The organism is Salmonella sp. A29-2, assembly GCF_020150755.1.
Taxonomy (GTDB): Bacteria; Pseudomonadota; Gammaproteobacteria; order Enterobacterales; family Enterobacteriaceae; genus Salmonella; species Salmonella enterica.
This window is the reverse complement of sequence record NZ_CP083731.1, coordinates 2476195-2498517: the sequence shown is the minus strand read 5'-3', so window position 1 is coordinate 2498517 and position 22323 is coordinate 2476195. Positions and strand designations below refer to the sequence as shown.

The 22323-nt window shown below is 52.9% G+C and carries 16 protein-coding genes; 6 read left to right on the top strand and 10 right to left on the bottom strand.

What is annotated here, in order from left to right; translation table 11 throughout:
* Positions 1–6: 6 nt before the first annotated feature.
* A complete protein-coding gene (gene malX / locus K8W53_RS12160) occupies positions 7–1599 on the bottom strand; it encodes a maltose/glucose-specific PTS transporter subunit IIBC (protein WP_000208903.1) in 1593 nt (530 codons plus the stop codon).
* A 172-nt stretch (positions 1600–1771) separates the two neighbouring features.
* Here malX and K8W53_RS12155 point away from each other — a divergent pair, with 172 nt between their 5' ends.
* Positions 1772–2800 carry a Mal regulon transcriptional regulator MalI gene (locus K8W53_RS12155; protein ID WP_000951918.1) on the top strand — a complete coding sequence of 343 codons (1029 nt, stop codon included), beginning with the start codon at positions 1772–1774 and terminating at the stop codon, positions 2798–2800.
* A 57-nt stretch (positions 2801–2857) separates the two neighbouring features.
* Here K8W53_RS12155 and K8W53_RS12150 read toward each other — a convergent pair whose 3' ends face one another.
* Both K8W53_RS12150 and manA read right to left on the bottom strand, forming a co-directional pair.
* Positions 2858–4366: a YdgA family protein gene (locus tag K8W53_RS12150; RefSeq protein WP_000753341.1), complete on the bottom strand. Its 1509-nt coding sequence runs from the start codon at positions 4364–4366 to the stop codon at positions 2858–2860.
* Positions 4367–4468: 102 nt separating this feature from the next.
* On the bottom strand, positions 4469–5644 hold the full coding sequence (gene manA, locus K8W53_RS12145; RefSeq protein WP_023224927.1) for a mannose-6-phosphate isomerase: 1176 nt from the start codon (positions 5642–5644) through the stop codon (positions 4469–4471).
* Between the two features lie 199 nt (positions 5645–5843).
* Between manA and fumB the strand changes: the two genes are divergently transcribed.
* Both fumB and fumC read left to right on the top strand, forming a co-directional pair.
* A complete protein-coding gene (gene fumB / locus K8W53_RS12140; RefSeq protein WP_000066601.1) occupies positions 5844–7490 on the top strand; it encodes a class I fumarate hydratase in 1647 nt (548 codons plus the stop codon).
* A gap of 167 nt (positions 7491–7657) precedes the next feature.
* Positions 7658–9061 carry a class II fumarate hydratase gene (gene fumC, locus K8W53_RS12135; protein WP_052939359.1) on the top strand — a complete coding sequence of 468 codons (1404 nt, stop codon included), beginning with the start codon at positions 7658–7660 and terminating at the stop codon, positions 9059–9061.
* On the opposite strand, the gene tus is transcribed toward fumC, so the two are convergent.
* The 5 genes from tus to rstA all read right to left on the bottom strand — a co-directional run bounded on the left by tus (position 9058) and on the right by rstA (position 15696).
* Positions 9058–9987, bottom strand: coding sequence for a DNA replication terminus site-binding protein (tus, locus tag K8W53_RS12130; RefSeq protein ID WP_052939360.1), 930 nt, complete (start codon positions 9985–9987; stop codon positions 9058–9060). The genes fumC and tus overlap by 4 nt on opposite strands.
* A gap of 75 nt (positions 9988–10062) precedes the next feature.
* A complete protein-coding gene (gene rstB, locus K8W53_RS12125; protein WP_052939361.1) occupies positions 10063–11364 on the bottom strand; it encodes a two-component system sensor histidine kinase RstB in 1302 nt (433 codons plus the stop codon).
* A gap of 110 nt (positions 11365–11474) precedes the next feature.
* A complete protein-coding gene (locus K8W53_RS12120; RefSeq protein ID WP_072106038.1) occupies positions 11475–13181 on the bottom strand; it encodes an amidohydrolase in 1707 nt (568 codons plus the stop codon).
* Between the two features lie 152 nt (positions 13182–13333).
* Positions 13334–14485, bottom strand: a complete 1152-nt coding sequence (gene ompS2, locus K8W53_RS12115; RefSeq protein ID WP_052939362.1) for a porin OmpS2 — start codon at positions 14483–14485, stop codon at positions 13334–13336.
* 479 nt (positions 14486–14964) lie between these two features.
* Positions 14965–15696, bottom strand: coding sequence for a two-component system response regulator RstA (rstA, locus tag K8W53_RS12110; RefSeq protein ID WP_023225002.1), 732 nt, complete (start codon positions 15694–15696; stop codon positions 14965–14967).
* A gap of 126 nt (positions 15697–15822) precedes the next feature.
* Here rstA and K8W53_RS12105 point away from each other — a divergent pair, with 126 nt between their 5' ends.
* On the top strand, positions 15823–16158 hold the full coding sequence (locus K8W53_RS12105; protein WP_000524877.1) for a GlpM family protein: 336 nt from the start codon (positions 15823–15825) through the stop codon (positions 16156–16158).
* Positions 16159–16219: 61 nt separating this feature from the next.
* On the opposite strand, the gene K8W53_RS12100 is transcribed toward K8W53_RS12105, so the two are convergent.
* Together K8W53_RS12100 and ydgH are read right to left on the bottom strand one after the other, a co-directional pair.
* A complete protein-coding gene (locus K8W53_RS12100) occupies positions 16220–17602 on the bottom strand; it encodes an amino acid permease (protein ID WP_000412353.1) in 1383 nt (460 codons plus the stop codon).
* 298 nt (positions 17603–17900) lie between these two features.
* Positions 17901–18845 (bottom strand): DUF1471 family protein YdgH, encoded by a 945-nt coding sequence (gene ydgH / locus K8W53_RS12095; RefSeq protein ID WP_000769294.1) that lies wholly within the window; start codon positions 18843–18845, stop codon positions 17901–17903.
* Positions 18846–19371: 526 nt separating this feature from the next.
* Between ydgH and pntA the strand changes: the two genes are divergently transcribed.
* Positions 19372–20901 carry a Re/Si-specific NAD(P)(+) transhydrogenase subunit alpha gene (gene pntA / locus K8W53_RS12085; protein ID WP_001219360.1) on the top strand — a complete coding sequence of 510 codons (1530 nt, stop codon included), beginning with the start codon at positions 19372–19374 and terminating at the stop codon, positions 20899–20901.
* Positions 20902–20911: 10 nt separating this feature from the next.
* The gene (gene pntB, locus K8W53_RS12080; RefSeq protein WP_000014056.1) at positions 20912–22300 is read left to right on the top strand and encodes a Re/Si-specific NAD(P)(+) transhydrogenase subunit beta; all 1389 of its coding nucleotides are present in this window, start codon (positions 20912–20914) and stop codon (positions 22298–22300) included.
* Positions 22301–22323 lie beyond the last annotated feature (23 nt).

The following is a 22323-nucleotide window of genomic DNA, read 5'->3' as shown; positions in this document are numbered from 1 at the left end:
TCATCCTTATGCCTGAACGGTATTCATCAGACCAACCATTTCATCTTTTACCGACTGAACCTGCGGGCCGATAACCACCTGCAAATTATGCTGATTGAGCTGTACGACGCCTATCGCACGATTGTCCTTCAATGCCTGGACATCGACAAGCGACATATCTTTCACGGACAGACGTAGGCGGGTGATGCAGTTGTCCAGACTCACGATGTTTTCCGTGCCGCCTAATGCCGCCAGGATAGCAGGCACGTTGTAGCCGGACTTTCCTGGCGCGCCAGCGATCGCTTTTTCAATGCTGGTGGCGATCTCCGCCTCGCGCCCCGGTGTTTTGAGGTTAAAGCGTGTAATGGCGAAGCGGAAAATGAGGTAGTAAACCGCAAACCAAATCGCCGCCACTACCGGTACCAGATACCATTTTGTTGACAGACCATGCAGGATGCCAAACACCACAAAGTCAATAATATTGCCATCCGTATTGCCGATAGTGACGCCGAGAATAGCCATGATGGTAAAGCCCAGTCCGGTCAGCAGAGCATGAATAACGTACAGCACCGGCGCTACGAACAGGAACAGGAATTCCAGCGGCTCCGTTGTACCGCCGACAACGCAGGCGATTAAACCGGAAATCAATAATCCTTTAATTTTAGGGCGGTTTTCTGGACGGGCACAGTGGTACATTGCCAGCGCGGCACCCGGCAACCCACCGAGAAACGCCGGCATTTTGCCTTGCGATAAGAAGCGAGTGGCGCTTTCAGAGAAGCCGTGCGTCGTTGGGCAACTGAGTTGGGCCTGGAAAATAGTCAATGCGCCGCTCACGGTATGCCCGCATACCTCTTGCGTACCGCCCGCCTCGGTGAAACGAATCAGCGCTACCAGAATATGGTGCAGACCAAAAGGCAACAGCAGGCGCTCGCCGGTGCCGAAAATCATCGGTCCAAAGTCGCCGGCGCTATTGATGATATGACCCAGTCCACTAATTCCCATCGCAAAAACCGGCCAGACGAGCGGGATAACCAGGCCGACAAGCCCCATCACAACGGCGGAAACGATAGGTACAAAACGCGTACCGCCGAAAAAGGCCAGCGCATCCGGCAAACGAATGGTATGAAACCGTTCATGCAGCATCCAGACAATAATACCAGCGATAACGGCGCCGAGGATGCCGGTATCGATAGAGGGGATGCCCAGAATATTTTGTACGTTATTGGCTTTCAGCACCGCCGCATCGGTGGTCGGCAGAATGCCTTTTGCCGTGAGCCAGAAGTTGACTGCAAGGTTCATGACCGCATAACCGACGAACCCGGCAAACGCGGCGACGCCTTTGTTTTCCCGCGCCAGACCAAGCGGAATCGCGATACAAAACATCACCGGCAGGAAGCTAAAGGCAAAAGAACCTACTTTACTCATCCAGGTGAAGATAGCCTGTAGCAAGGGATTACCCAGCACGGGGAGCAGGGTGATAACGTCGTGGCTACTGAGTGAGCTGCCGATACCGAGCATAATGCCGCAGAACGAGAGCAAGGCGACGGGCAACATAAACGTTTTGCCCAGTTGCTGGAAAAATTCCCATAGCGTTATTTTTGGCGTGGTTTTCGTCGTCATCTAACGACTCCTTGTTAATAAAGGCCGGTGTCAGGTTATGATGGCGAAAAGATAAAACGTTTTATCAAATTTTAGTGCGGCATTAATCACATTACTGACCGATAATAACGCGTATAAAGATAACAGATAGGTAAAACGTTTTATCTGTCAGATTCTGGAGCGATTTGTTGACATGGCTATCGCCAAAAAAATCACTATCCACGATGTTGCGCTGGCGGCTGGCGTGTCGGTGAGCACCGTTTCCTTAGTGCTGAGCGGCAAGGGGCGAATATCGGCCGCGACCGGCGAGCGCGTGAACGCGGCAATTGAGCAACTGGGCTTTGTGCGTAACCGCCAGGCGTCCGCGCTGCGTGGCGGGCAAAGCGGCGTTATCGGTTTGATCGTGCGTGATTTATCGGCACCCTTTTATGCCGAATTGACCGCCGGGTTAACGGAAGCGCTGGAAGCGCAAGGCCGTATGGTTTTTCTCCTGCACGGGGGGAAAGATGGCGAACAGCTAAATCAGCGTTTTACCATGCTGCTTAATCAGGGCGTGGATGGCATGGTGATCGCCGGTGCGGCGGGTAGTAGCGAAGCGCTGAGAGCGCAGGCCGACGCACAAGGTATTCCGGTGGTGTTTGCGTCACGCGCCAGCTATCTTGATGATGCGGATACCGTTCGGCCTGACAACATGCAGGCGGCGCAGCTCCTGACGGAGTACCTTATTCGTCAGGGCCATCAGCGCATCGCCTGGCTGGGAGGACAAAGCGCATCTTTAACCCGCGCGGAGCGCGTGGGCGGCTATTGCGCGACGTTGTTAAAATACGGTCTACCGTTTCACAGCGAGTGGGTCGTGGAATGCGCTTCCAGTCAGAAACAGGCAGCAGAAAGCATTACCGCGCTGTTGCGATACAATCCGACCATTAGCGCTGTCGTTTGTTACAACGAAACCATTGCGATGGGGGCGTGGTTTGGCCTACTGAGAGCCGGACGACAGAGTGGCGAGAGCGGCGTCGATCGTTATTTCGAGCAGCAGGTGTCGCTGGCGGCGTTTGCTGATGTGGCGGAGAACGCCCTCGACGACCTGCCGATTATCTGGGCCAGTACGCCGGCGCGAGAAATAGGCTATACCCTGGCCGAACGAATATTGCAGCGTATTGCTCACGACGAGCACCATGTGCGGAGTCAAACGATAGCCGCTCGCCTGGTAACGCAAAAGTAGAGGCTGCGCGTCGTTCGGCGCAGACCGGGTGCAGCGTCGCGACACCCGGCAAGGCGATTATTGTTGAGGCAGCGCCGGAACGTCCGGTACGGAAAGCGCCGGCATCCCAAACAGGCCGACAAAGTCTTCCAACGGCATTTTTTGTCCGTTGAGCGTGATCTGGCCATTGGCGTACTGCAAACTGGAGGCGATAGTATTATCCTTCAGCGTTGTCAGTCGGAACATCTGACCCATTGCGGACAGCCCCTGCACCTGCTGTTTTGCCAGTTTTTCCGCATCATCCTGCTGATAGCCTTCCAGTTTTGCTATCTGCGTCATAAACTCGACCGCCATGTCCATCGGAATTGCCAGTTTCGCATCCAGCGATTTCACGGAGCGGTCGACTTCCTGCGCCAGCGTTTGCGGTTGTGCCGTTGTGGTTGCCGGATCTTTGAGGAACAGCGACAGATTCAGCGTGGTTTCCCCTTTGGCGTTTTTCCAGCTAAGCGGCGCCAGAGTCAGTACCGGATCGCCTTTTAACAGCACGGGGAGAGCGCTAAAGAACGCTTCAGTGACTTTTTGCTGATAAAGCTCAGGATTCTGCGCCACGTCCGGCTGATTCAACAGCGCCTGCGTTTGCGCATGATATTGCTGACTAAACTGGTGCCAGGCTTCGCCGTCGATTTGACCGACTTTCAGCGTTAATTTACCGCTGCCTAAATCCTGATTCTGCACTTTCAGGCTGTTAAGCGAGTAATCCAACTGGCTGTTAATGGTTTTTCCGTCGTTGACGAGATCGGACTTGCCGGCAATTTCCATCCCTTCCAGCACCGCCATCTCTTTACCCTCAATGGCGATGGACAGTTTATCCAGCGTTAACTTTTGGTCGCCTACACGCTCGCCAAAGCTTGCCAGCTTACTGGTACCGTCTGTTTTCAAATTATTAAAGGTGAGTTGGACCTTCTGATTATATTCGTTAACGGCATCGACCAGGCCGCTCTGCGCTTCGCCCGACAGCGAAACCACATTACCGTCTTTATCGGCGTTAAGCTGGAACTCGCCGCCGCTAAAGGCGACCTTTTCACCGGCATTCTCGTAGTTTAACGGCTTGAGAGAGATATCGGAGCGGGTATCGCCGCCATAACCAATGCGGGTATTGATAACAAAGGGCGTGTCGCCTTTCGCGATATCAAAGAGGGGTTTTGCCGCATCGTTATTCACCAGGGTGGTTTTTACCGATGCCATAGAAGGGATCAGATTGAGCGTTTTGAGCTGGGCGAGCGGGAAGGGACCATGTGAAACGGACTCGTCCAGCACAATGCTTTGCCCGGGTTTCAACCAGGTAGTGTCTGCGCCGGCAACCGGTTTGACAACCAGTTGCAGATGGCTACTGAACACGCCACGCTGGTAGTTTTGATAACTTAATTCGACACCGGCCTCCGGCGCAGTACGCTTGAGCTGTTCATTGGCCTGAGTCACCATTTCTGAAAGATGGTTCTCCAGCTTTTTCCCCGTATACCAGGCGCCGCCTGTCCAGACGATGCCAAGTGCAATTACTACACCTGCAGCTACCAGTGTTTTTTTCATATCAATTGTCCATAAAAATGAAACCAGGCGGATTAAACCGCCTGGAGGAGTTTTACGTCTGTTATAAGCTTAGCAAGAGTTGTTAAAAAATTCAGTACGTTGCTACAGCTTGTTATAAACACGCGCTAAACGGCCCGTGCCGCTGGCGTTAACCGGAGACTCATCCGCGCCGATAAAGGCCGATTCACCCGGCTTCAGTACCAGACGCTGTTCATTTTTACGTAACACCGCCTCACCCTCAACGCAGAACAGAATCGCGGCGCTGTGTTGGCCGATGCTCGTCTCCTGAAGCGCCAGGTCGTGCAGTGAAAAAGCAAAATCGTCAACCGGAATTGGGAAGTCCAGCTCCGCGCCGCTTTTCACCGGGGCCGTCAGCAACTCGCCGGCAGGTTTAGGTTCGAACTTCACGTTCGCGACCAGCTCAGGGATGTCGATATATTTTGGCGTAAGGCCAGCGCGCAGAACGTTATCGGAGTTCGCCATGACTTCCAGCGCAACGCCCTGCAGATAAGCATGAGGCGTTTCGGCAAACAGGAACATCGCCTCGCCGGGATTCAGTTTGACCACATTCAGCAACAAAGGAGAGAAAAGCCCGCTGTCGTCAGGATAATACTCTGAAATCACGCGGATCGTTTGCCACGGTTCGCCTTGCTGGCTGTTAAGCGCCGCTTTGAGTACGGCTAACGCGCGGGATTTTTCTTCGCCTTGCATATTCAACAGGCTGGCGAAAAGCTGGCTCAGACGTTCAGCATTCGGCGCCTGCAAAAAGTGGGCGATAGCGGAATGCGCGCCGGCGATAGGTTGCAGTAAAGAGACAATGTCAGAAAATTCGCGGAACGCGTTCATCGCCAGGAAAGGCGTCAGGGCAAAAACCAGCTCTGGTTTATGGTTAGGATCTTTATAGTTCCGCTCTGCGGCATCCATGGGGATACCCGCCGCATTTTCTTTCGCGAAACCGATTTCGGAGTTGCGTTTATTCGGGTGCACCTGAATAGAGAGCGGTTGTGTGGCGCACAGTACTTTAAACAGAAACGGCAGTTCGCCGAAACGGTTGGCTACCGCTTCGCCCAGCATGGCGGTTTTATTCTTTTCGATGGCGTCACGCAGGGAGACGGTTTCGCCGTTGGCGGTGGTGATTCGCGAGCTGCTTTTGGGATGCGCGCCCATCCAGAGTTCAGCCATTGGCTGCTGCTGCGGATTGGCGATGCCATAAAGTTCCGTTAACGCAGTTTTACTTCCCCAGGCATAGTTTTGCACTGAGTTAATGAGTTTTTGCATTATCAAGCCCTGTTTCAATGTGGAGATCAATGGGAGGTATTAAACCAAGAAACCCGTATGAAGTAACCTCCGGGCGTAAAAAGTCGTACTTGTCTCAGTTTTTGTTAAAAAATTGTGTAGGATAGTGTTACTCGCTTTTAGTCGGGCAATGGAACACCTGCCCAGAGAATAACCATACCGAGCGGTAAGTGAGAGCACAATGTCAAACAAACCCTTCTTTTATCAAGACCCTTTTCCCCTCAAAAAGGACGATACCGAGTACTACTTGTTGACCAGCGAACATGTTTCCGTCGCCGAATTTGAAGGACAAGAGATCCTGAAAGTCGCGCCGGAAGCGCTAACGCTGTTGGCGCGTCAGGCCTTCCACGATGCGTCTTTTATGCTACGTCCCGCGCATCAGCAGCAGGTGGCGGATATTCTGCGCGATCCGCAGGCCAGTGAAAACGACAAATATGTCGCGCTGCAATTCCTGCGAAACTCCGATATCGCGGCCAAGGGCGTGTTGCCCACCTGCCAGGATACCGGTACGGCCATTATTGTCGGCAAAAAAGGCCAACGCGTCTGGACTGGCGGAGGTGATGAAGCGGCGCTGGCTCGCGGCGTATATAACACCTATATCGAAGATAACCTGCGCTATTCGCAAAACGCGGCGCTGGATATGTACAAAGAGGTCAATACCGGTACTAACCTGCCGGCGCAGATCGATCTCTACAGCGTCGATGGCGATGAATATAAATTCCTCTGTATCGCTAAAGGCGGCGGATCGGCGAATAAAACCTACCTCTATCAGGAGACAAAAGCGCTTCTGACGCCGGGTAAGCTCAAAAATTATCTCGTCGATAAGATGCGTACGCTGGGCACCGCCGCCTGTCCGCCGTATCACATTGCGTTTGTCATTGGCGGCACCTCGGCGGAAGCGAACCTGAAGACCGTTAAGCTGGCCTCGGCAAAATACTATGATGCGCTACCGACCGAAGGCAATGAACACGGGCAGGCCTTCCGCGATATTGAGCTGGAAAAAGAATTGTTGCTTGAGGCGCAAAATCTTGGCTTAGGCGCGCAGTTCGGCGGCAAATATTTCGCTCACGATATTCGTGTCATCCGATTGCCGCGTCACGGGGCATCGTGTCCGGTAGGTATGGGCGTATCCTGTTCCGCGGATCGAAACATTAAAGCGAAGATCAACCGGGACGGGATCTGGATCGAGAAGCTGGAGCGCAATCCCGGTAAATATATTCCAGAGGCGCTGCGCCAGGCGGGAGAGGGCGAGGCGGTGCGCGTTGATCTTAACCGTCCCATGAGCGAGATACTGCAACAACTGTCGCAGTATCCGGTATCAACGCGCCTGTCGCTGAACGGCACAATTATTGTGGGCCGCGACATCGCGCACGCTAAACTGAAAGAACGGATGGACAGAGGCGAAGGTTTGCCGCAGTACATCAAAGATCATCCTATCTATTATGCGGGGCCGGCAAAAACGCCGGAAGGGTACGCCTCCGGGTCGCTTGGGCCGACTACCGCAGGGCGGATGGACTCTTATGTTGATCAGCTCCAGTCGCAGGGCGGCAGTATGATCATGCTGGCGAAAGGCAACCGCAGCCAGCAGGTGACCGATGCCTGTAAGAAACATGGCGGCTTCTACCTGGGCAGTATCGGCGGCCCGGCAGCCGTTCTGGCGCAGGGTAGTATCAAGCGCCTGGAGTGCGTGGAATATCCTGAACTGGGTATGGAGGCTATCTGGAAAATTGAAGTGGAGGATTTTCCGGCCTTCATTCTGGTGGATGATAAAGGCAACGATTTCTTCCAGCAGATTCAGTCATCGCAGTGCGCGCGCTGCGTTAAGTAATGTCGCCGCCCTGCGGGGCGGTAACATGATTCGCTATTTTGCCGGAGAACGGCGCAAGCGCCTTATCCGGTCTACACCGTTGTGTTGTTATCGTTAATACTCATAAGACCGCAAACATGTGAGCAATGTCGACACATGATCTCATCAACTTGAGTAAGGAGCAGGTAATGGTAACGGTACGCCGCGAGAAAGATTCAATGGGCGCGATTGAAGTCCCGGCAGATAAACTGTGGGGGGCGCAGACTCAACGTTCGCTGGAGCATTTTCGGATTTCCACGGAGAAAATGCCCGTTTCGCTCATTCACGCTCTGGCGTTGACCAAGCGCGCCGCTGCGAAGGTCAACCAGGACTTAGGGTTGTTGGCGGCGGAAAAAGCCAGCGCGATTATCCAGGCGGCTGATGAAGTGCTGGCGGGAAAACATGCTGATGAGTTTCCGCTGGCGATTTGGCAGACCGGGTCCGGTACGCAAAGCAACATGAATATGAATGAGGTGTTAGCGAACCGCGCCAGTGAAATTTTGGGCGGCGTTCGCGGTATGGAACGCAAGGTGCATCCCAATGATGACGTCAATAAGAGTCAAAGCTCAAACGATGTGTTCCCAACCGCCATGCACGTGGCGGCGTTACTGGCGTTACGCGAACACCTCATCCCGCAATTATCTGCATTAACGGATACGCTTCGCGATAAATCCCACGCTTTCGCCTATATTGTCAAAATTGGCCGTACTCACCTGCAGGACGCGACGCCGCTCACCTTAGGCCAGGAGATTTCCGGTTGGGTAGCCATGCTGGAACATAACCTCAGGCACATTGAGCACAGTTTACCGCACGTCGCGGAACTGGCGCTCGGCGGAACCGCAGTGGGGACAGGGCTTAATACCCACCCGGAATATGCCCGGCGCGTGGCCGAGGAACTGGCAACGATTACCGCAGCGCCATTTGTTACCGCCCCGAATAAATTCGAAGCGCTGGCGACCTGTGACGCGTTGGTTCAGGCGCATGGCGCATTAAAAGGATTGGCGGCCTCGCTGATGAAAATCGCCAACGATGTTCGCTGGCTGGCGTCCGGCCCGCGCTGCGGCATTGGCGAGATTGCTATCCCGGAGAATGAGCCAGGCAGTTCCATTATGCCTGGTAAAGTGAATCCGACCCAGTGTGAAGCGGTAACGATGCTATGTTGCCAGGTGATGGGTAACGATGTGGCCATCAATATGGGGGGCGCATCGGGCAACTTTGAGCTCAACGTCTATCGTCCGATGGTTATTCATAATTTTCTGCAAACGGTGCGCCTGCTGGCCGATGGCATGGAGAGTTTTAATAAACACTGTGCGTCAGGAATCGAGCCAAACCGCGAGCGTATTACGCAGTTGCTGAATGAGTCGCTGATGCTGGTCACTGCGCTCAATACGCACATCGGTTACGATAAAGCGGCGGAGATTGCGAAGAAGGCGCATAAAGAAGGGCTGACGCTCAAAGCCTCAGCCGTGGCATTAGGATACCTTAGCGACGAGGAGTTCGACGCCTGGGTACGTCCGGAGTTGATGGTTGGCAGTATGACGCCGGGACGTTAATCCGCCACATACAGGTGCAGTCGCGGAATAATCAGTCGCAGCGGCTGCGCCTGTGGTTTAAAACGGTGCTGAATATTATCGGCGTCATAGTTTTCCAGCCCGCCAATATCCGGCACGCCAGCGCCGTTGTCCGTGTTGATAAATGCGATAATCGGCGTGGGGCAGGCGTGTTGCACCTGTTTCTGCTGGCCTTTATACCAGATGCGGGCGATCGGCTGTACTTTAACCGGACGCTTAATCTTGAGTCGGGCCTGCTGCGGTAAGGCAGCGATATCCTGATATTCCCGTTCCAGCTTGAATTGCCATTGTTCGCGCGTCCACGGCGGGACGCTGCGCGGCGACGCGAGGCTTTTTTTCAACTGGCTCAGAACCTCATCCCGGCTTAAATTTTTAATAATATGTTTATTTGCCCAGCCGAAACGTATGGTAGCGGGGTTATTGATAAGCGTCAGCGTGCGGTAAGCGTTCAGCGTAATTAAGCCGGGTAGATGCCGATGCACCCACTCAAAACGTGCCGCTGAGGGAAGACCGGACTCTACCGTAACCATCTGCTCGAAGGTGGTTTTCAACTGGTTAATGCGCTGTACCTGATTTTCCAGATCTAACTGTGTCGCATTATCCACTTGATAGCATAAGACGCCAGGCAGGCGGACGGCGGCTTTACTGCTGCGGTTTTCGGACTGCTGTTGAATAAACAAATGGCGATAGTGACGTAGCGCCAGCGTTTCGGCCTCTTTCCCCAGATGTTGCGTTACCTCGATAGTATCCAGCGGCGCATGTTCCGCCTCTTTGGTCACCTGCGGCAGTGAAAAGACACGGGCGATAAGTAGCGAATGCTGCTGTAGATTATCCGTCAGCGCCGCCAGGTGTTGTTCTATCTGGCGAAAAGTGCCATTCAGGCGTTCAACGAGATCGTAGCGGGACATGGTATCACTCACTTTAGTTACAACATACTATCTGTATAGCACAGTTCCCGCCGCTCAACCAGCGTGCAAAATACGTCAGGCAGCGGTCACGTTGGGCATCGCGTGCCAGACCGGCCAGTGAAAGCTAAATTTTGCGCCGCCCAGTTCGCTCTCGTCACAGACGACGCTACCGCCCATCGCCAGTGCGATAGAGTGTACGATGGCGAGTCCAAGCCCGCAGCCGCCTGTCGCCCGGTCTCTACTGGGGTCGAGTCTGACAAAAGGTTCAAATACGCGCTCACGCGCATCCGCTTCAATGCCGGGGCCGTCATCTTCGACTATCAACGCTGCCTGACTGCCGTCGAGTAACAGACTGACCTGAACGGTGGTACGACTGTAGCGCAACGCATTATTCAGCAGGTTATCCAGCACTCGCGACATTAACCGCATATCAAGCGCGCCATAATCGCCGATTACACATGTGAGAAGGTTTACGGCACGTTCCGGGGTCACGCTCTGCACATCCTGCAAATGCGCGAGCAACCAGGCGGGGAGGTCGGGTTCGGTCAACATCAGTTCATTTTGCGGTCGGTCAAGGCGCGCATAGGTGAGCAGTTCTTCAATCAGCGCTTCCAGTTGACCAATATCGCGATTGAGCGCCTGTGATTCCGGCGGTGTCAGATTTTCACTCATTTCAAGCCGATAGCGTAAACGTACCAGCGGCGTGCGAAGCTCGTGGGCGATACCGTCAATCAGCTGTTTTTTACTGGCGATCAGGGCATTAATGTTATCCGCCATCTGGTTGAACGCGACGCCCAGACGTTCGAAACTGGAGCCATTATCGAAATGCAGGCGTTCAGTCAAATGACCCTCGCCAAAGCGCTGCGCGGCGGATTCGAGCCTGAGCATTTCTTGCCAGTGCGGGCGCATCCAGATAAACACAGGAAAGGCGAGAGAAAAGGCAATGAGCGCCATTAAAGCGATATCCAGCAGTCGCATTTGATGCAGGAAATAGAGGTAGGGAACCGGGCCAACCGCCAGGACGTAATGGCTGCGCGGGATACGTTGAATAAAGGTGTATTGATCGTCAAGCGCGACAATATCGCCTTCACGCAGTCGCTGCGTGGTGGCGGCATCAAGCTTATAGTGATTTAACGGTTCAACGCGTAAATCGAAAGAGAGGTTCAGGTCCATCTCTTTTAACGTTTTCCCCCATTCACGCGGCGGGATTTCCCGCAGTTCGCTGCGCATCAGATAGAGCGAACTTTTCATCAGATCGTCGAGCGATTGCCTGCCCGCGCGTTCGGCGGTGAATTTGTACACCAGTCCGACCAATAAGGTCATGACCAGAAAACAGACGAACAGCAAAAGGTAAAACTGCACAAACAGCTTTTTCATCAACGCCCACCGGATCTTAATACATTAGCTCTATCGCGCGCTGACGGAAAAGATTTCCCGTCAGCGCCGCTGGTGGGTTATAAAAGCAGGCTTTGCGTCAACTGACAACCTCATTGTCCGGCGTTAAGGTCCGGACTTTCGTGAACAATGCGTCCATCGACAAGCGTCAAAACAGCGCGAATGGTATCAATACTGTCTTCGGGCATCGTCATAAATGGCTGATTGAGTACCGCCAGATCGGCCTGTTTTCCGACGCTAAGCTGGCCCCGGTGTTGTTCGGCAAAGGCGAGCCAGGCGGCATGACGTGTATATAACGCTAGCGCTTCCAGACGCGTGAGCCGCTCGCTGGCGGGTTTACGCACGGAACCGCCTGACGCTATACCGGTGATATGATATTCGATAGCGTGCCAGACACCGGCAATGCCAATACGCGTCGAATCGGTGCCACCAGCTACGACAAGCCCTTTATCCAGCGCCAGTCGAACCGGCGGCGAATTGTCCGTCGCGCCGGGTGGATTGGCGTCACGGATGGCAAGCCCCTCAAAGTAAGGCCCCATTTGCACAGTGTATGCCAGGCCCAGCTTACGCATCCGCTCAAGCGTCTGTGGCGAACCGGTATTCAGATGCGCAATAGACCAGCGCAGAGGGCGCAGATCGTACTGCTGCGCTACCTGCTCAAAAATCGTCAATATCGCGTCGGCGCTGTCATCGGTATAGGCGTGGATCTCAAGCGGTATTCCCCGTTTTGCCGCAAACGTCGCGACCTGGCGAAGCGCGGTTTTGTCTTGCTCTGAGGAAGAAAAACCTGGGGCCATCCGCACGCCGTCATTCATTCCGGCCACCAGGCTTTCCCCCAGGCCAAGAAAAGCCAGTTGCCCGTCATCGGCACGCGCCGGGCGAAAGGCCATCAGGTTGCTGAACCACTGCGCTTCATGACCTTTCGCTTCTGGCTGTACCGGAATGCGATACCCCACGCGCAGCGGTAAATCCCCCTGGTTTCGCATTGCAAATAAAGGCTCATAAGCGGCGGCAGGCCCGGCAGAGGGGTCAATGATGCCGGTCACGCCGCGAGCGTTCATATCAGCGAAAAATTGTCGCAGACCGCCCTCGCGATCGGCGTTACGACTTATGCTGGCAAAAAGCTGGTTAAACGCGGCGATGTCACCAAATAATTTCCCCGTGGCGCTACCTTTTGCGTCGCGCTCTACGCGGATTCCCGCTAAATCAGGAGGAGGGGTGTTGTTAAGGCCAAGTACGTCTATACCGCGCTGATTCACTAACGCATAGTCGTACAGATACTGAATATAAGCCGGATGATCGGGAAGGGCGTGGCTCAATTCGGCTACCGTCGGCGCCCGGTTTTCTGCAAATTGTGCCGGTATCCACGATCCCACTACGGCTACCCATTGATCGTGGGGACGACGGTTAGCGTCGGCGCGTAATTTATCCAGCGCGTCTTTAAGCGAAGGGCTGTCGTACCAGTAGGTTTCGAATGTCCAGGTTTGTCCGCCGCGAATGGCGTGGATGTGGGTATCTGTCAGGCCGGGTATCACGGTTTTACCCTGTAAATCGATGGTACGGGTATGGTCGCCGCGCCATTCATCTGTCGCCGTATCATCGCCAATCGCCACAATCCGCGAGCCGGAAATCGCCAGCGCGCTGGCCTGCGGCTGGGCATCATTCAGAGTGATGATATTACCGTTATGCAAAATAATATCCGCTGCCGGGCGGGCGGCGGTGGCTGCGCCTGTGGCCGTGAGCAGAAAGAGAAGCGCGGTTCTGGAAAGCAGAGGCGGGACGAGACTGATCATTAGCATGTTCCTTTTGTCGGGCGATAAGCAAACCATAGAGAGCGAACAAGAATTGTTCAATCTGTGCCCAGGGAACAGTGCGTTCTGTTTTTAGAACGGTGGTGATAGAAAAAGAAAAGCCCGCCGAAACGGCGGGCTTGAGAAGAATTAATGAATCATTAGAACTGGTAAACCATACCCAACGCGACGATATCATCAGTGCTGATACCGGCATCTTTATAGAACTGGTCGTCATCATCCAGCAGGTTGATTTTATAATCAACATAGGTGGAGAAGTTTTTGTTGAAATAGTAGGTAGCACCTACATCAGCATATTTAACCAAGTCTTTATCATCGCCATTAACGTTGTTATAGGTCAGATCTTTACCTTTAGACATCAGGAAAGAAACCGCCGGGCGCAGACCGAAATCAAATTGATATTGGGCTGTAACTTCGAAGTTTTGCGTTTTGTTTGCTACGCCGCCAGCATAACCCGTGTCCGTTTTACCATAAGGCGTCATATTACGGGTTTCAGAATACATCGTCGCTAAATAGATGTTGTTGGCATCATATTTCAAGCCAGCTGTCCATGCATCCGCTTTGTCGCCGCCAGCAATCGTGCCGCCAGCATTGACTTGCTCATTAGTACGATCGGAAGTGGTATACGCAGCGCCTGCGCTGAAGCCCATGCCAATATCATAGGTAGTAGAAATACCGAAGCCATCACCGTTATCGTAACGAATATCGTCGCCATTATTACGGTTATTGGTACCGATATTTACATCGTCAGCGCTTTGGCTTTCATTTTTACCCTGATATTGCAACGCGAAGTTCAGACCGTCTACCAGACCGAAGAAATCAGTGTTACGGTAGGTGGCCACGCCGTTAGCACGACCGGTCATGTAGTTGTCAGCGTAAGTATAGGAGTCGCCGCCGAACTCAGGCAGCATATCGGTCCAGCCTTCTACGTCGTACAGGACGCCGTAGTTACGACCATAGTCGAATGAGCCGTAGTCGCCGAATTTCAGGCCGGCGAATGCCAGACGAGTCCAGGAATTAGCGCCTTCGCCTTCGGTAGTGTTAGCCTGAACGTTATATTCCCACTGGCCGTAACCGGTCAGTTGGTCGTTAATCTGCGTTTCGCCTTTAAAGCCGACACGCATATAGGTCTGATCGCCATCTTTAGAAGAGTCATCAGAGAAATAGTGCAGGCCGTCTACTTTCCCGTAAAGGTCCAGCTTATTGCCGTCTTTGTTATAAATTTCAGCGGCGTGTGCTGCGCCAGCAGCCAGCAGAGCCGGGATGACAAGTGCCAATACTTTTCTTTTCATTTTTTTATCCTTAAAAACTTAACTTATTTGCAAAAGATTGAACTTCTACAGATTCGTTGAATCAAAGGCATCCTAATCTGAATAATATTATTTCAGCAAATGCTAACTTTTCTTATATGTTATTAATTAATACAAAAGTTACTATCGGAAACGCATATATTTATGGTGAATATATTTGTTATTATATATTCATGGTTGTGATTTGTTTTATTTCACAATTTGCGAAAAAAGATGGCAATATAGCGGCGGGCAGACATTCTGTTATCAATTTTGTGAACTGGCTTCGAGTTTTTTTAATTTAATTTTCTTGAGCGAAAAAGACGTAATGATGAACCACAACGCAGAGAAAACGGTAATAAAGGGGCTGTTCCGACTAATAAAAATAGCATCCATTTATACAATGTCTGTTTTTTGAACAGTGGCGGTGATGAGCATCGCCACTATGACTTAATAAAGGCAGGTAAAATCTGTCGGCTAACTTATCCCGTCGTTTCGTCCCAGGCATGAGGGGCAAAAAGATAGCCTTTATTGCGAATGGTCTTTATACGATAGGGCTCAGCAGCGCTATCCAGCAGTTTCTTACGCAGGCGGGAAATCGCCACATCCACGCTGCGATCCAGACCATCATAATTGACGCCGCGCAGCGTTTTTAGCAACGCGTCGCGATCCATAATTTGTCCGGCGTGTGTCGCCAGTTCCCAGAGCAATTCAAAATCGGCGGTGGAGAGCGATATGAAATCGCCGTTGAGCTGGACCACCCGGTTAAGGGGATCGATGGTTAACGCGCCAAAACGCAGCGCTTTATGCGGCGTAAGCGCGCTCTCCTGAAGACTTTTTGCCTGTTGCGTTTGTTCGCTTTGCCGCAGGTGTAAGCGCAGACGCGCCAGCAAAACGGCCGGAGGCGTGGTTTTGAGGATGTAGTCGCAGGCGCCCATCTCCAGCGCCAGAATATGATTCATATCACTGTCCAGCGAGGTGAGCAGGACAATCGGGCCTTGCCAGCGGTGGCGTAAATCGCGGCATATCGTCATGCCATCTTTACCTGGAAGCATAATATCCAGTAAAACCAGATCGGGCTGAGTGGTGAGGATAAGATCCTCCGCCCGGTCACCACGCGGCTCAACAATGACATCAATATCATGTTTCGCCAGATAAGCGGCAATGAGAGAACCCACTTCAGCGTCATCTTCAACAAATACAATGCGGTTCATATTATAAATGGAGAATAGAAAACGCCAACATACACCGCCTCTGTTTTCCCTTCCATAAATCTTTTCTAAACGAGAGCGGTTCCGTTATGCTACACGCTGTTGTTATTAGCGTGTTAAGGCAAGGTAATGGGACTCGTGATTAAAGCTGCCCTGGGGGCGCTGGTCGTCGTATTGATTGGTCTGCTGTCAAAAACGAAAAATTATTATATCGCCGGATTAATTCCTCTGTTTCCAACGTTTGCGCTTATCGCGCACTATATCGTGGCCAGCGAGCGGGGCATCGACGCGATGCGTACCACCATCGTCTTTAGCATGTGGTCGATCATTCCTTATTTCATTTATCTTGCAACGCTATGGTATTTCAGCGGCGTGATGCGCCTGCCCGTCGCGCTTGGCGGTGCGGTGGTCTGCTGGGGGCTAAGCGCGTGGCTGCTGATTTTTTGCTGGATTAAATGGCATTAATATTGGCAAAGACCGTGGTTTCCCCATCGTAATACAGACGGATATTACGATGGGGAGGTTGTTAACCCACCAGCATCCACGTAGCCGGAACCGCCGCGACCAGCAATAAACCAATCAGCACGACTTCCTGACGATTTAATACGTTGTCATGCTTGTGCGTCCGACGCGCATACAGGAAAACCAGTAATCCTGGCGCGTACAGTACGACGGACAGCAGCAGGTGCATGGGACCCGACGCATATAATAACCATAAGCCATAAATACAGGCTCCGATACCGACCGCCCGATGGAGGGGACGCGTTGCAATCTTCAGCAGAAATGCGCCGACCAGAAAGTAGGGCACCAGAATCATTTCTGACGCAATCGTCAATAGCGTGTTGTAGTCCGAACCGGTCAGCCAGATCAGCACCAGACAGATTTGCACACAGATATTGGTGAGCCATAACGACGCAGAAGGCGCGCCTTGCGCATTTTGTCGCGCGAAGATGCCCGGGAAGGATTTATAGGCTGCCGCCAGAAATGGCACCTCCGCCGCCATAATAGTCCAACTTAGATAAGCCCCGCAGACAGACACAATCAGTCCCGCTGCAATAATAATTTCTCCCCACGGCCCCATCATTTTTACCATCAGTCCGGCCATCGACGGGTTGCGCATCTCCGCCAGTTCCGGACGCGCCAGAACGCCAAGAGAAAGCAGCGTGACCAGGAGATATATTCCCAGCGCTGCGAGTACTGCCAGTAGCGTGGCGCGGCCTACATCGCGTTTATTTTTCGCTCGGGCCGAGACGACGACGGCGCCTTCAACGCCAATAAACACCCACAGCGTAATAAGCATGGTGTTCTTAACCTGTTCCCATACGGGAATACCGAGTTCAACACCAGTGAAGTCCAGTGTGAAGGTATCCAGTTTGAACATCATGATAGCCAGCACAATAAACGCGCCGAGCGGCAACAGTTTCGCCAGAGTCGCAACCAGATTGATGCTGGCTGCCGTTTGTACGCCGCGCAGGATGAGGAAATGGACAATCCAGAGCAGGACTGAAGCGCCGACAATAGCCTGCCAGGTATTACCGTCGCCAAACAGACGCAGGGCAGGCGTATCGGTAAAGAAACTCAGCGCTGAAAAAACGATAACCAAATAGGATACGTTGGCGATGACCGCGCACAGCCAATAGCCCCAGGCAGAACAAAAGCCAATCAGTTCGCCGAAGCCTTCGCGGGCGTAAGTAAAGATACCGCCGTCAAGCTCGGAGCGAATGCGCGTAAGGATTAACATGGCGAATGCCAGTAAGAGTATCCCCACGCCGGTAATGGCCCAGCCAATTAACAACGCAGCCGGACTGGCAACGGCGGCCATATTCTGGGGCAGACTGAAAACACCTGCGCCAAGCATTGAGCTTAAAACCAGCGCGGTCAGCGCGCTCAGTCCCAGTTTTTTTTCCATTGGTATCCAGCTATAAAAATGAAATTGGAAGAATAATTATTATGGCAAAACGCATAAAAATGGTGAAAGCCACTAAGGCGCGGGATTTTACGGAGAGAAGGGACCGCATGCAACGGCCTGGATAAGATTTATCGCCAAAAAAGCGAAAAGTGAGATTCATCGCGATATTTGACGGAACTGGCATCCCGCGAGAAAGTGCCGGATGGCGGCTTATCAGGCCTGCCGTTGAACGATCGTGTAGGCCTGATAAGGCAGGTATGCCGCCATCCGGCGAGAAAGCCTGATGGCGACGCGCGCCTTATTTATAGAGGTCGGCGCTGATGGTGATGTTATTACCGCGCTCCTGCCACTGACGCGTAATATGATAATACTTAGCGCCTTTCTTCGCCGCGCGTTTGGCGACCTGGTAGGAGATTTCTGTCATATTGCCGTAGTTGCCGGTGAACTTAACGCTGTCGAAAGGCACCATCATCGCAGCCGTCGCTTTATTCAGCTCCTCAACTTTTGTGCCATCCGGTAGTGTGACAGTGTAACGCCCGCCTTTGGAGGATTGCGTTTCGAAGAAACGGCCTACTTCGGCGCTCGGCGAGGCTGACGTGGCGACGCCTGGAATTTCGACTTTCTTCGCAGCTTCGCCGCCCTGAGCCAGCGCGGCGCGGCCAGCTTCAGAGTCTGCCGGAATAGCGTCCGGGCTCTGGACGATGCGTTTTTTCGCATCTTGTTTATAGATAAATGCAGTGATGCGCTGGTTTCCGCCCTGATTCGCATCTATCTGACGAACAATATAGAAAGCGTATGCGCCTTTTTGTTTCGCCGCTTTCGTAATGGCATCGTTAACTTCCGGCTGGCTACGGTAGAAGCCCTGAACGGTGACGGTGTCATACGGTTCTAATTGTACGGCCTGGTCTTTCGGTAATTCCACGATGCCATTAATGACACGATTTTTGGGCGCGTCGGCTTTCGGCGCGTCGGCTTTATACACGTCCGCCACAACACGCCAGTTACCACTGTTGCCGAACTCCGAGGTGTCGACAACATAGAAGGAGGCTGCGCCTTCTTTATCTGCGCGGCGGGACACGGCGGAGACCGCATCGCCAATAGCATTAAAACGACCGGTAATAACGATGCGGTCATAAGGTTTTAGTGCAGCCGCTTGCTCCGGCGTCAGTTCTGTTGCTGCATGGACAGAAAAAGCAGCCGCAGAAAGCAGAGCCGACGCCAGGAGAGTGTTCTTAAGCTTCATAAAAATAATCCTTCGCCTTGCGCAAACCAGGTACTGGTATTGTTATTGACTAGAAACGTGGCTGATTATTGCATTTAAACCATATGGATGTCTGCGGGATTTTTCACGCATCGTGTCATGTATCCTATCTTTGATGATAACATTTGCCGATATGTCGAAAAAAACGGCGTCCGGGCGGCTAAGCTAATGAAGCGCATAAATTTAATAAGTTAATTTAATGTTAATTTCTTGATCTCGCCAGGGGTTTAATGATGTTTTGCTGTCAAATTTGAGCGAATTATCAGCCCTCGCAGGCCATTTTCAAGGCATTATGGCTGCTTAGCGGCTGAATCGTTCATGTTTTGCAAATTTGATAAAAAATTCTGTTTTTTGGCGCTAGATCACAGGCGTTATTTTCAGTAGGTTATAGAGAGTTTGTAACGGTTTTATTCTGCTGGGGTAACATTTACCTCAAACGCGGGCAGGCGTACGCTTCTCGCGCTTACTGACAAACCATCATCAAAGATACCGATGGAAGGGAACATTTATGCGAATTGGCATACCAAAAGAGCGGTTACCCAATGAAACCCGTGTCGCTGCGACGCCGAAAACGGTAGAGCAGCTACTGAAGCTGGGGTTTAGCGTCGCTATCGAAAGCGGGGCGGGTCAACTGGCAAGTTTTGACGACAAAGCGTTTGCGCAGGCTGGCGCGGATATTGTCGACGGCAATGCTATCTGGCAGTCGGAAATTATTCTCAAGGTTAATGCGCCTGAAGAAGAGGAAATCGCTTTACTGAACCCCGGGACTACGCTGGTCAGTTTTATCTGGCCTGCGCAAAATCCTGGGTTAATGGAGAAACTTGCCGAACGTAAGGTTACGGTGATGGCGATGGACTCCGTGCCGCGTATTTCCCGCGCGCAGTCGCTCGACGCGTTAAGCTCAATGGCGAATATCGCGGGTTATCGCGCCATTGTAGAGGCCGCGCATGAATTTGGGCGCTTCTTTACTGGGCAAATCACCGCCGCCGGGAAAGTGCCGCCGGCGAAGGTGATGGTGATTGGCGCGGGCGTAGCCGGTCTTGCGGCTATCGGCGCGGCAAACAGCCTGGGGGCGATTGTCCGCGCGTTTGACACTCGTCCTGAAGTCAAAGAGCAGGTCCAGAGTATGGGGGCTGAGTTCCTCGAACTGGATTTTAAAGAGGAAGCCGGTAGCGGCGATGGTTACGCCAAAGTGATGTCCGAGGCGTTTATCAAAGCGGAAATGGCGCTCTTTGCCGCCCAGGCCAAAGAGGTCGATATCATCGTTACCACCGCGTTGATTCCGGGCAAACCAGCGCCGAAGCTGATTACCCGCGATATGGTCGATTCTATGAAGGCCGGCAGCGTGATTGTCGACCTGGCCGCGCAGAATGGCGGTAACTGCGAATATACCGTCGCTAATCAGGTTGTGACGACGGACAATGGCGTAAAAGTGATTGGCTACACCGATCTACCGGGGCGTTTGCCGACGCAGTCATCCCAGCTTTATGGCACCAACCTGGTTAACCTGCTGAAGCTGCTGTGCAAAGAGAAAGACGGCAATATTGACGTGGATTTTGACGATGTCGTGATCCGTGGCGTGACGGTGATTCGCGACGGCGACATTACCTGGCCTGCGCCGCCAATCCAGGTTTCCGCACAGCCGCAGGCCGCGCCTAAAGCAGCACCTGCGCCAAAAGAGCCGGAAAAGCCCGCTTCACCCTGGCGGAAGTATGCGTTAATGGCGCTGGCGATCATTCTTTTTGGCTGGCTGGCCGATGTCGCGCCAAAAGAGTTCCTCGGCCATTTTACCGTGTTTGCGCTCGCCTGCGTGGTTGGTTATTACGTGGTGTGGAACGTGTCTCATGCGCTTCATACGCCATTAATGTCGGTGACCAACGCAATTTCAGGGATTATTGTTGTCGGGGCATTATTGCAAATTGGTCAGGGCGGCTGGGTCAGCTTCCTGAGCTTTATCGCGGTGCTTATCGCCAGCATTAATATTTTCGGTGGCTTCACCGTGACTCAGCGTATGCTGAAAATGTTCCGGAAAAACTAAGGGGTAACACATGTCTGGAGGATTAGTTACAGCTGCATACATTGTTGCCGCGATCCTGTTTATTTTCAGTCTTGCCGGGCTTTCAAAGCATGAAACGTCCCGCCAGGGGAATAACTTCGGTATTGCCGGGATGGCGATCGCGTTGCTGGCGACCATTTTCGGGCCGGATACCGGCAACGTGGCATGGATTCTGGTCGCCATGATTATTGGCGGCGCGATTGGCATCCGCATGGCGAAAAAAGTTGAGATGACCGAGATGCCGGAGCTGGTCGCGATTCTGCACAGTTTCGTGGGCCTGGCGGCGGTACTGGTTGGCTTTAACAGCTATCTGTACCATGACGCCAGTCTGGCGCCGGTGCTGGTGAATATCCATCTGACCGAAGTCTTCCTCGGTATCTTTATTGGCGCAGTCACTTTCACTGGATCGATCGTAGCGTTTGGTAAACTGCGCGGCAAAATCTCTTCTAAGCCGTTGATGTTGCCTAACCGTCACAAAATGAACCTGGCGGCGCTGGTTGTTTCTTTCCTGTTGCTGCTGGTTTTTGTTCGTACCGAAAGCGTGGGTCTACAGGTTCTGGCGCTGCTGCTGATGACCATTATCGCGCTGGCGTTTGGTTGGCATCTGGTCGCCTCTATCGGCGGGGCGGACATGCCGGTGGTTGTTTCAATGCTGAACTCCTATTCCGGTTGGGCTGCCGCTGCGGCTGGCTTCATGTTGAGCAACGATTTGCTGATTGTGACCGGCGCGCTGGTCGGTTCGTCAGGCGCGATCCTGTCTTACATTATGTGTAAAGCGATGAACCGCTCTTTCATCAGCGTTATTGCTGGTGGGTTCGGTACTGACGGCTCCTCAACAGGCGACGATCAGGAAGCTGGCGAACATCGCGAAATCACAGCGGAAGAGACCGCTGAGATGCTGAAAAACTCCCACTCCGTCATTATTACGCCGGGGTACGGGATGGCGGTGGCGCAGGCGCAGTATCCGGTGGCGGAAATCACCGAAAAACTGCGTGCACGCGGTATCAACGTGCGTTTCGGCATTCATCCGGTGGCGGGTCGCCTGCCGGGGCATATGAACGTGCTGTTGGCGGAGGCGAAAGTGCCTTATGACATCGTGCTGGAAATGGACGAAATCAATGATGATTTCGCCGATACCGATACCGTGCTGGTGATTGGCGCGAACGATACGGTGAACCCGGCGGCGCAAGACGATCCCCGCAGCCCGATCGCCGGTATGCCGGTTCTCGAAGTGTGGAAAGCACAGAATGTCGTGGTCTTTAAGCGTTCAATGAATACCGGTTATGCTGGTGTGCAGAACCCGCTGTTCTTTAAAGAGAATACGCAAATGCTGTTTGGCGATGCCAAAGCCAGCGTGGATGCAATTCTGAAAGCGCTTTAATCTTTTAAACGTGCGGCGGCCTC

What these genes read in the sequence shown, in the direction of transcription:
- malX (WP_000208903.1), bottom strand. Translation starts at nt 1,599, where the DNA reads ATGACGACGAAAACCACGCCAAAAATAACGCTATGGGAATTTTTCCAG.
- K8W53_RS12155 (WP_000951918.1), top strand. Translation starts at nt 1,772, where the DNA reads ATGGCTATCGCCAAAAAAATCACTATCCACGATGTTGCGCTGGCGGCT.
- K8W53_RS12150 (WP_000753341.1), bottom strand. Translation starts at nt 4,366, where the DNA reads ATGAAAAAAACACTGGTAGCTGCAGGTGTAGTAATTGCACTTGGCATC.
- manA (WP_023224927.1), bottom strand. Translation starts at nt 5,644, where the DNA reads ATGCAAAAACTCATTAACTCAGTGCAAAACTATGCCTGGGGAAGTAAA.
- fumB (WP_000066601.1), top strand. Translation starts at nt 5,844, where the DNA reads ATGTCAAACAAACCCTTCTTTTATCAAGACCCTTTTCCCCTCAAAAAG.
- fumC (WP_052939359.1), top strand. Translation starts at nt 7,658, where the DNA reads ATGGTAACGGTACGCCGCGAGAAAGATTCAATGGGCGCGATTGAAGTC.
- tus (WP_052939360.1), bottom strand. Translation starts at nt 9,987, where the DNA reads ATGTCCCGCTACGATCTCGTTGAACGCCTGAATGGCACTTTTCGCCAG.
- rstB (WP_052939361.1), bottom strand. Translation starts at nt 11,364, where the DNA reads ATGAAAAAGCTGTTTGTGCAGTTTTACCTTTTGCTGTTCGTCTGTTTT.
- K8W53_RS12120 (WP_072106038.1), bottom strand. Translation starts at nt 13,181, where the DNA reads ATGCTAATGATCAGTCTCGTCCCGCCTCTGCTTTCCAGAACCGCGCTT.
- ompS2 (WP_052939362.1), bottom strand. Translation starts at nt 14,485, where the DNA reads ATGAAAAGAAAAGTATTGGCACTTGTCATCCCGGCTCTGCTGGCTGCT.
- rstA (WP_023225002.1), bottom strand. Translation starts at nt 15,696, where the DNA reads ATGAACCGCATTGTATTTGTTGAAGATGACGCTGAAGTGGGTTCTCTC.
- K8W53_RS12105 (WP_000524877.1), top strand. Translation starts at nt 15,823, where the DNA reads ATGGGACTCGTGATTAAAGCTGCCCTGGGGGCGCTGGTCGTCGTATTG.
- K8W53_RS12100 (WP_000412353.1), bottom strand. Translation starts at nt 17,602, where the DNA reads ATGGAAAAAAAACTGGGACTGAGCGCGCTGACCGCGCTGGTTTTAAGC.
- ydgH (WP_000769294.1), bottom strand. Translation starts at nt 18,845, where the DNA reads ATGAAGCTTAAGAACACTCTCCTGGCGTCGGCTCTGCTTTCTGCGGCT.
- pntA (WP_001219360.1), top strand. Translation starts at nt 19,372, where the DNA reads ATGCGAATTGGCATACCAAAAGAGCGGTTACCCAATGAAACCCGTGTC.
- pntB (WP_000014056.1), top strand. Translation starts at nt 20,912, where the DNA reads ATGTCTGGAGGATTAGTTACAGCTGCATACATTGTTGCCGCGATCCTG.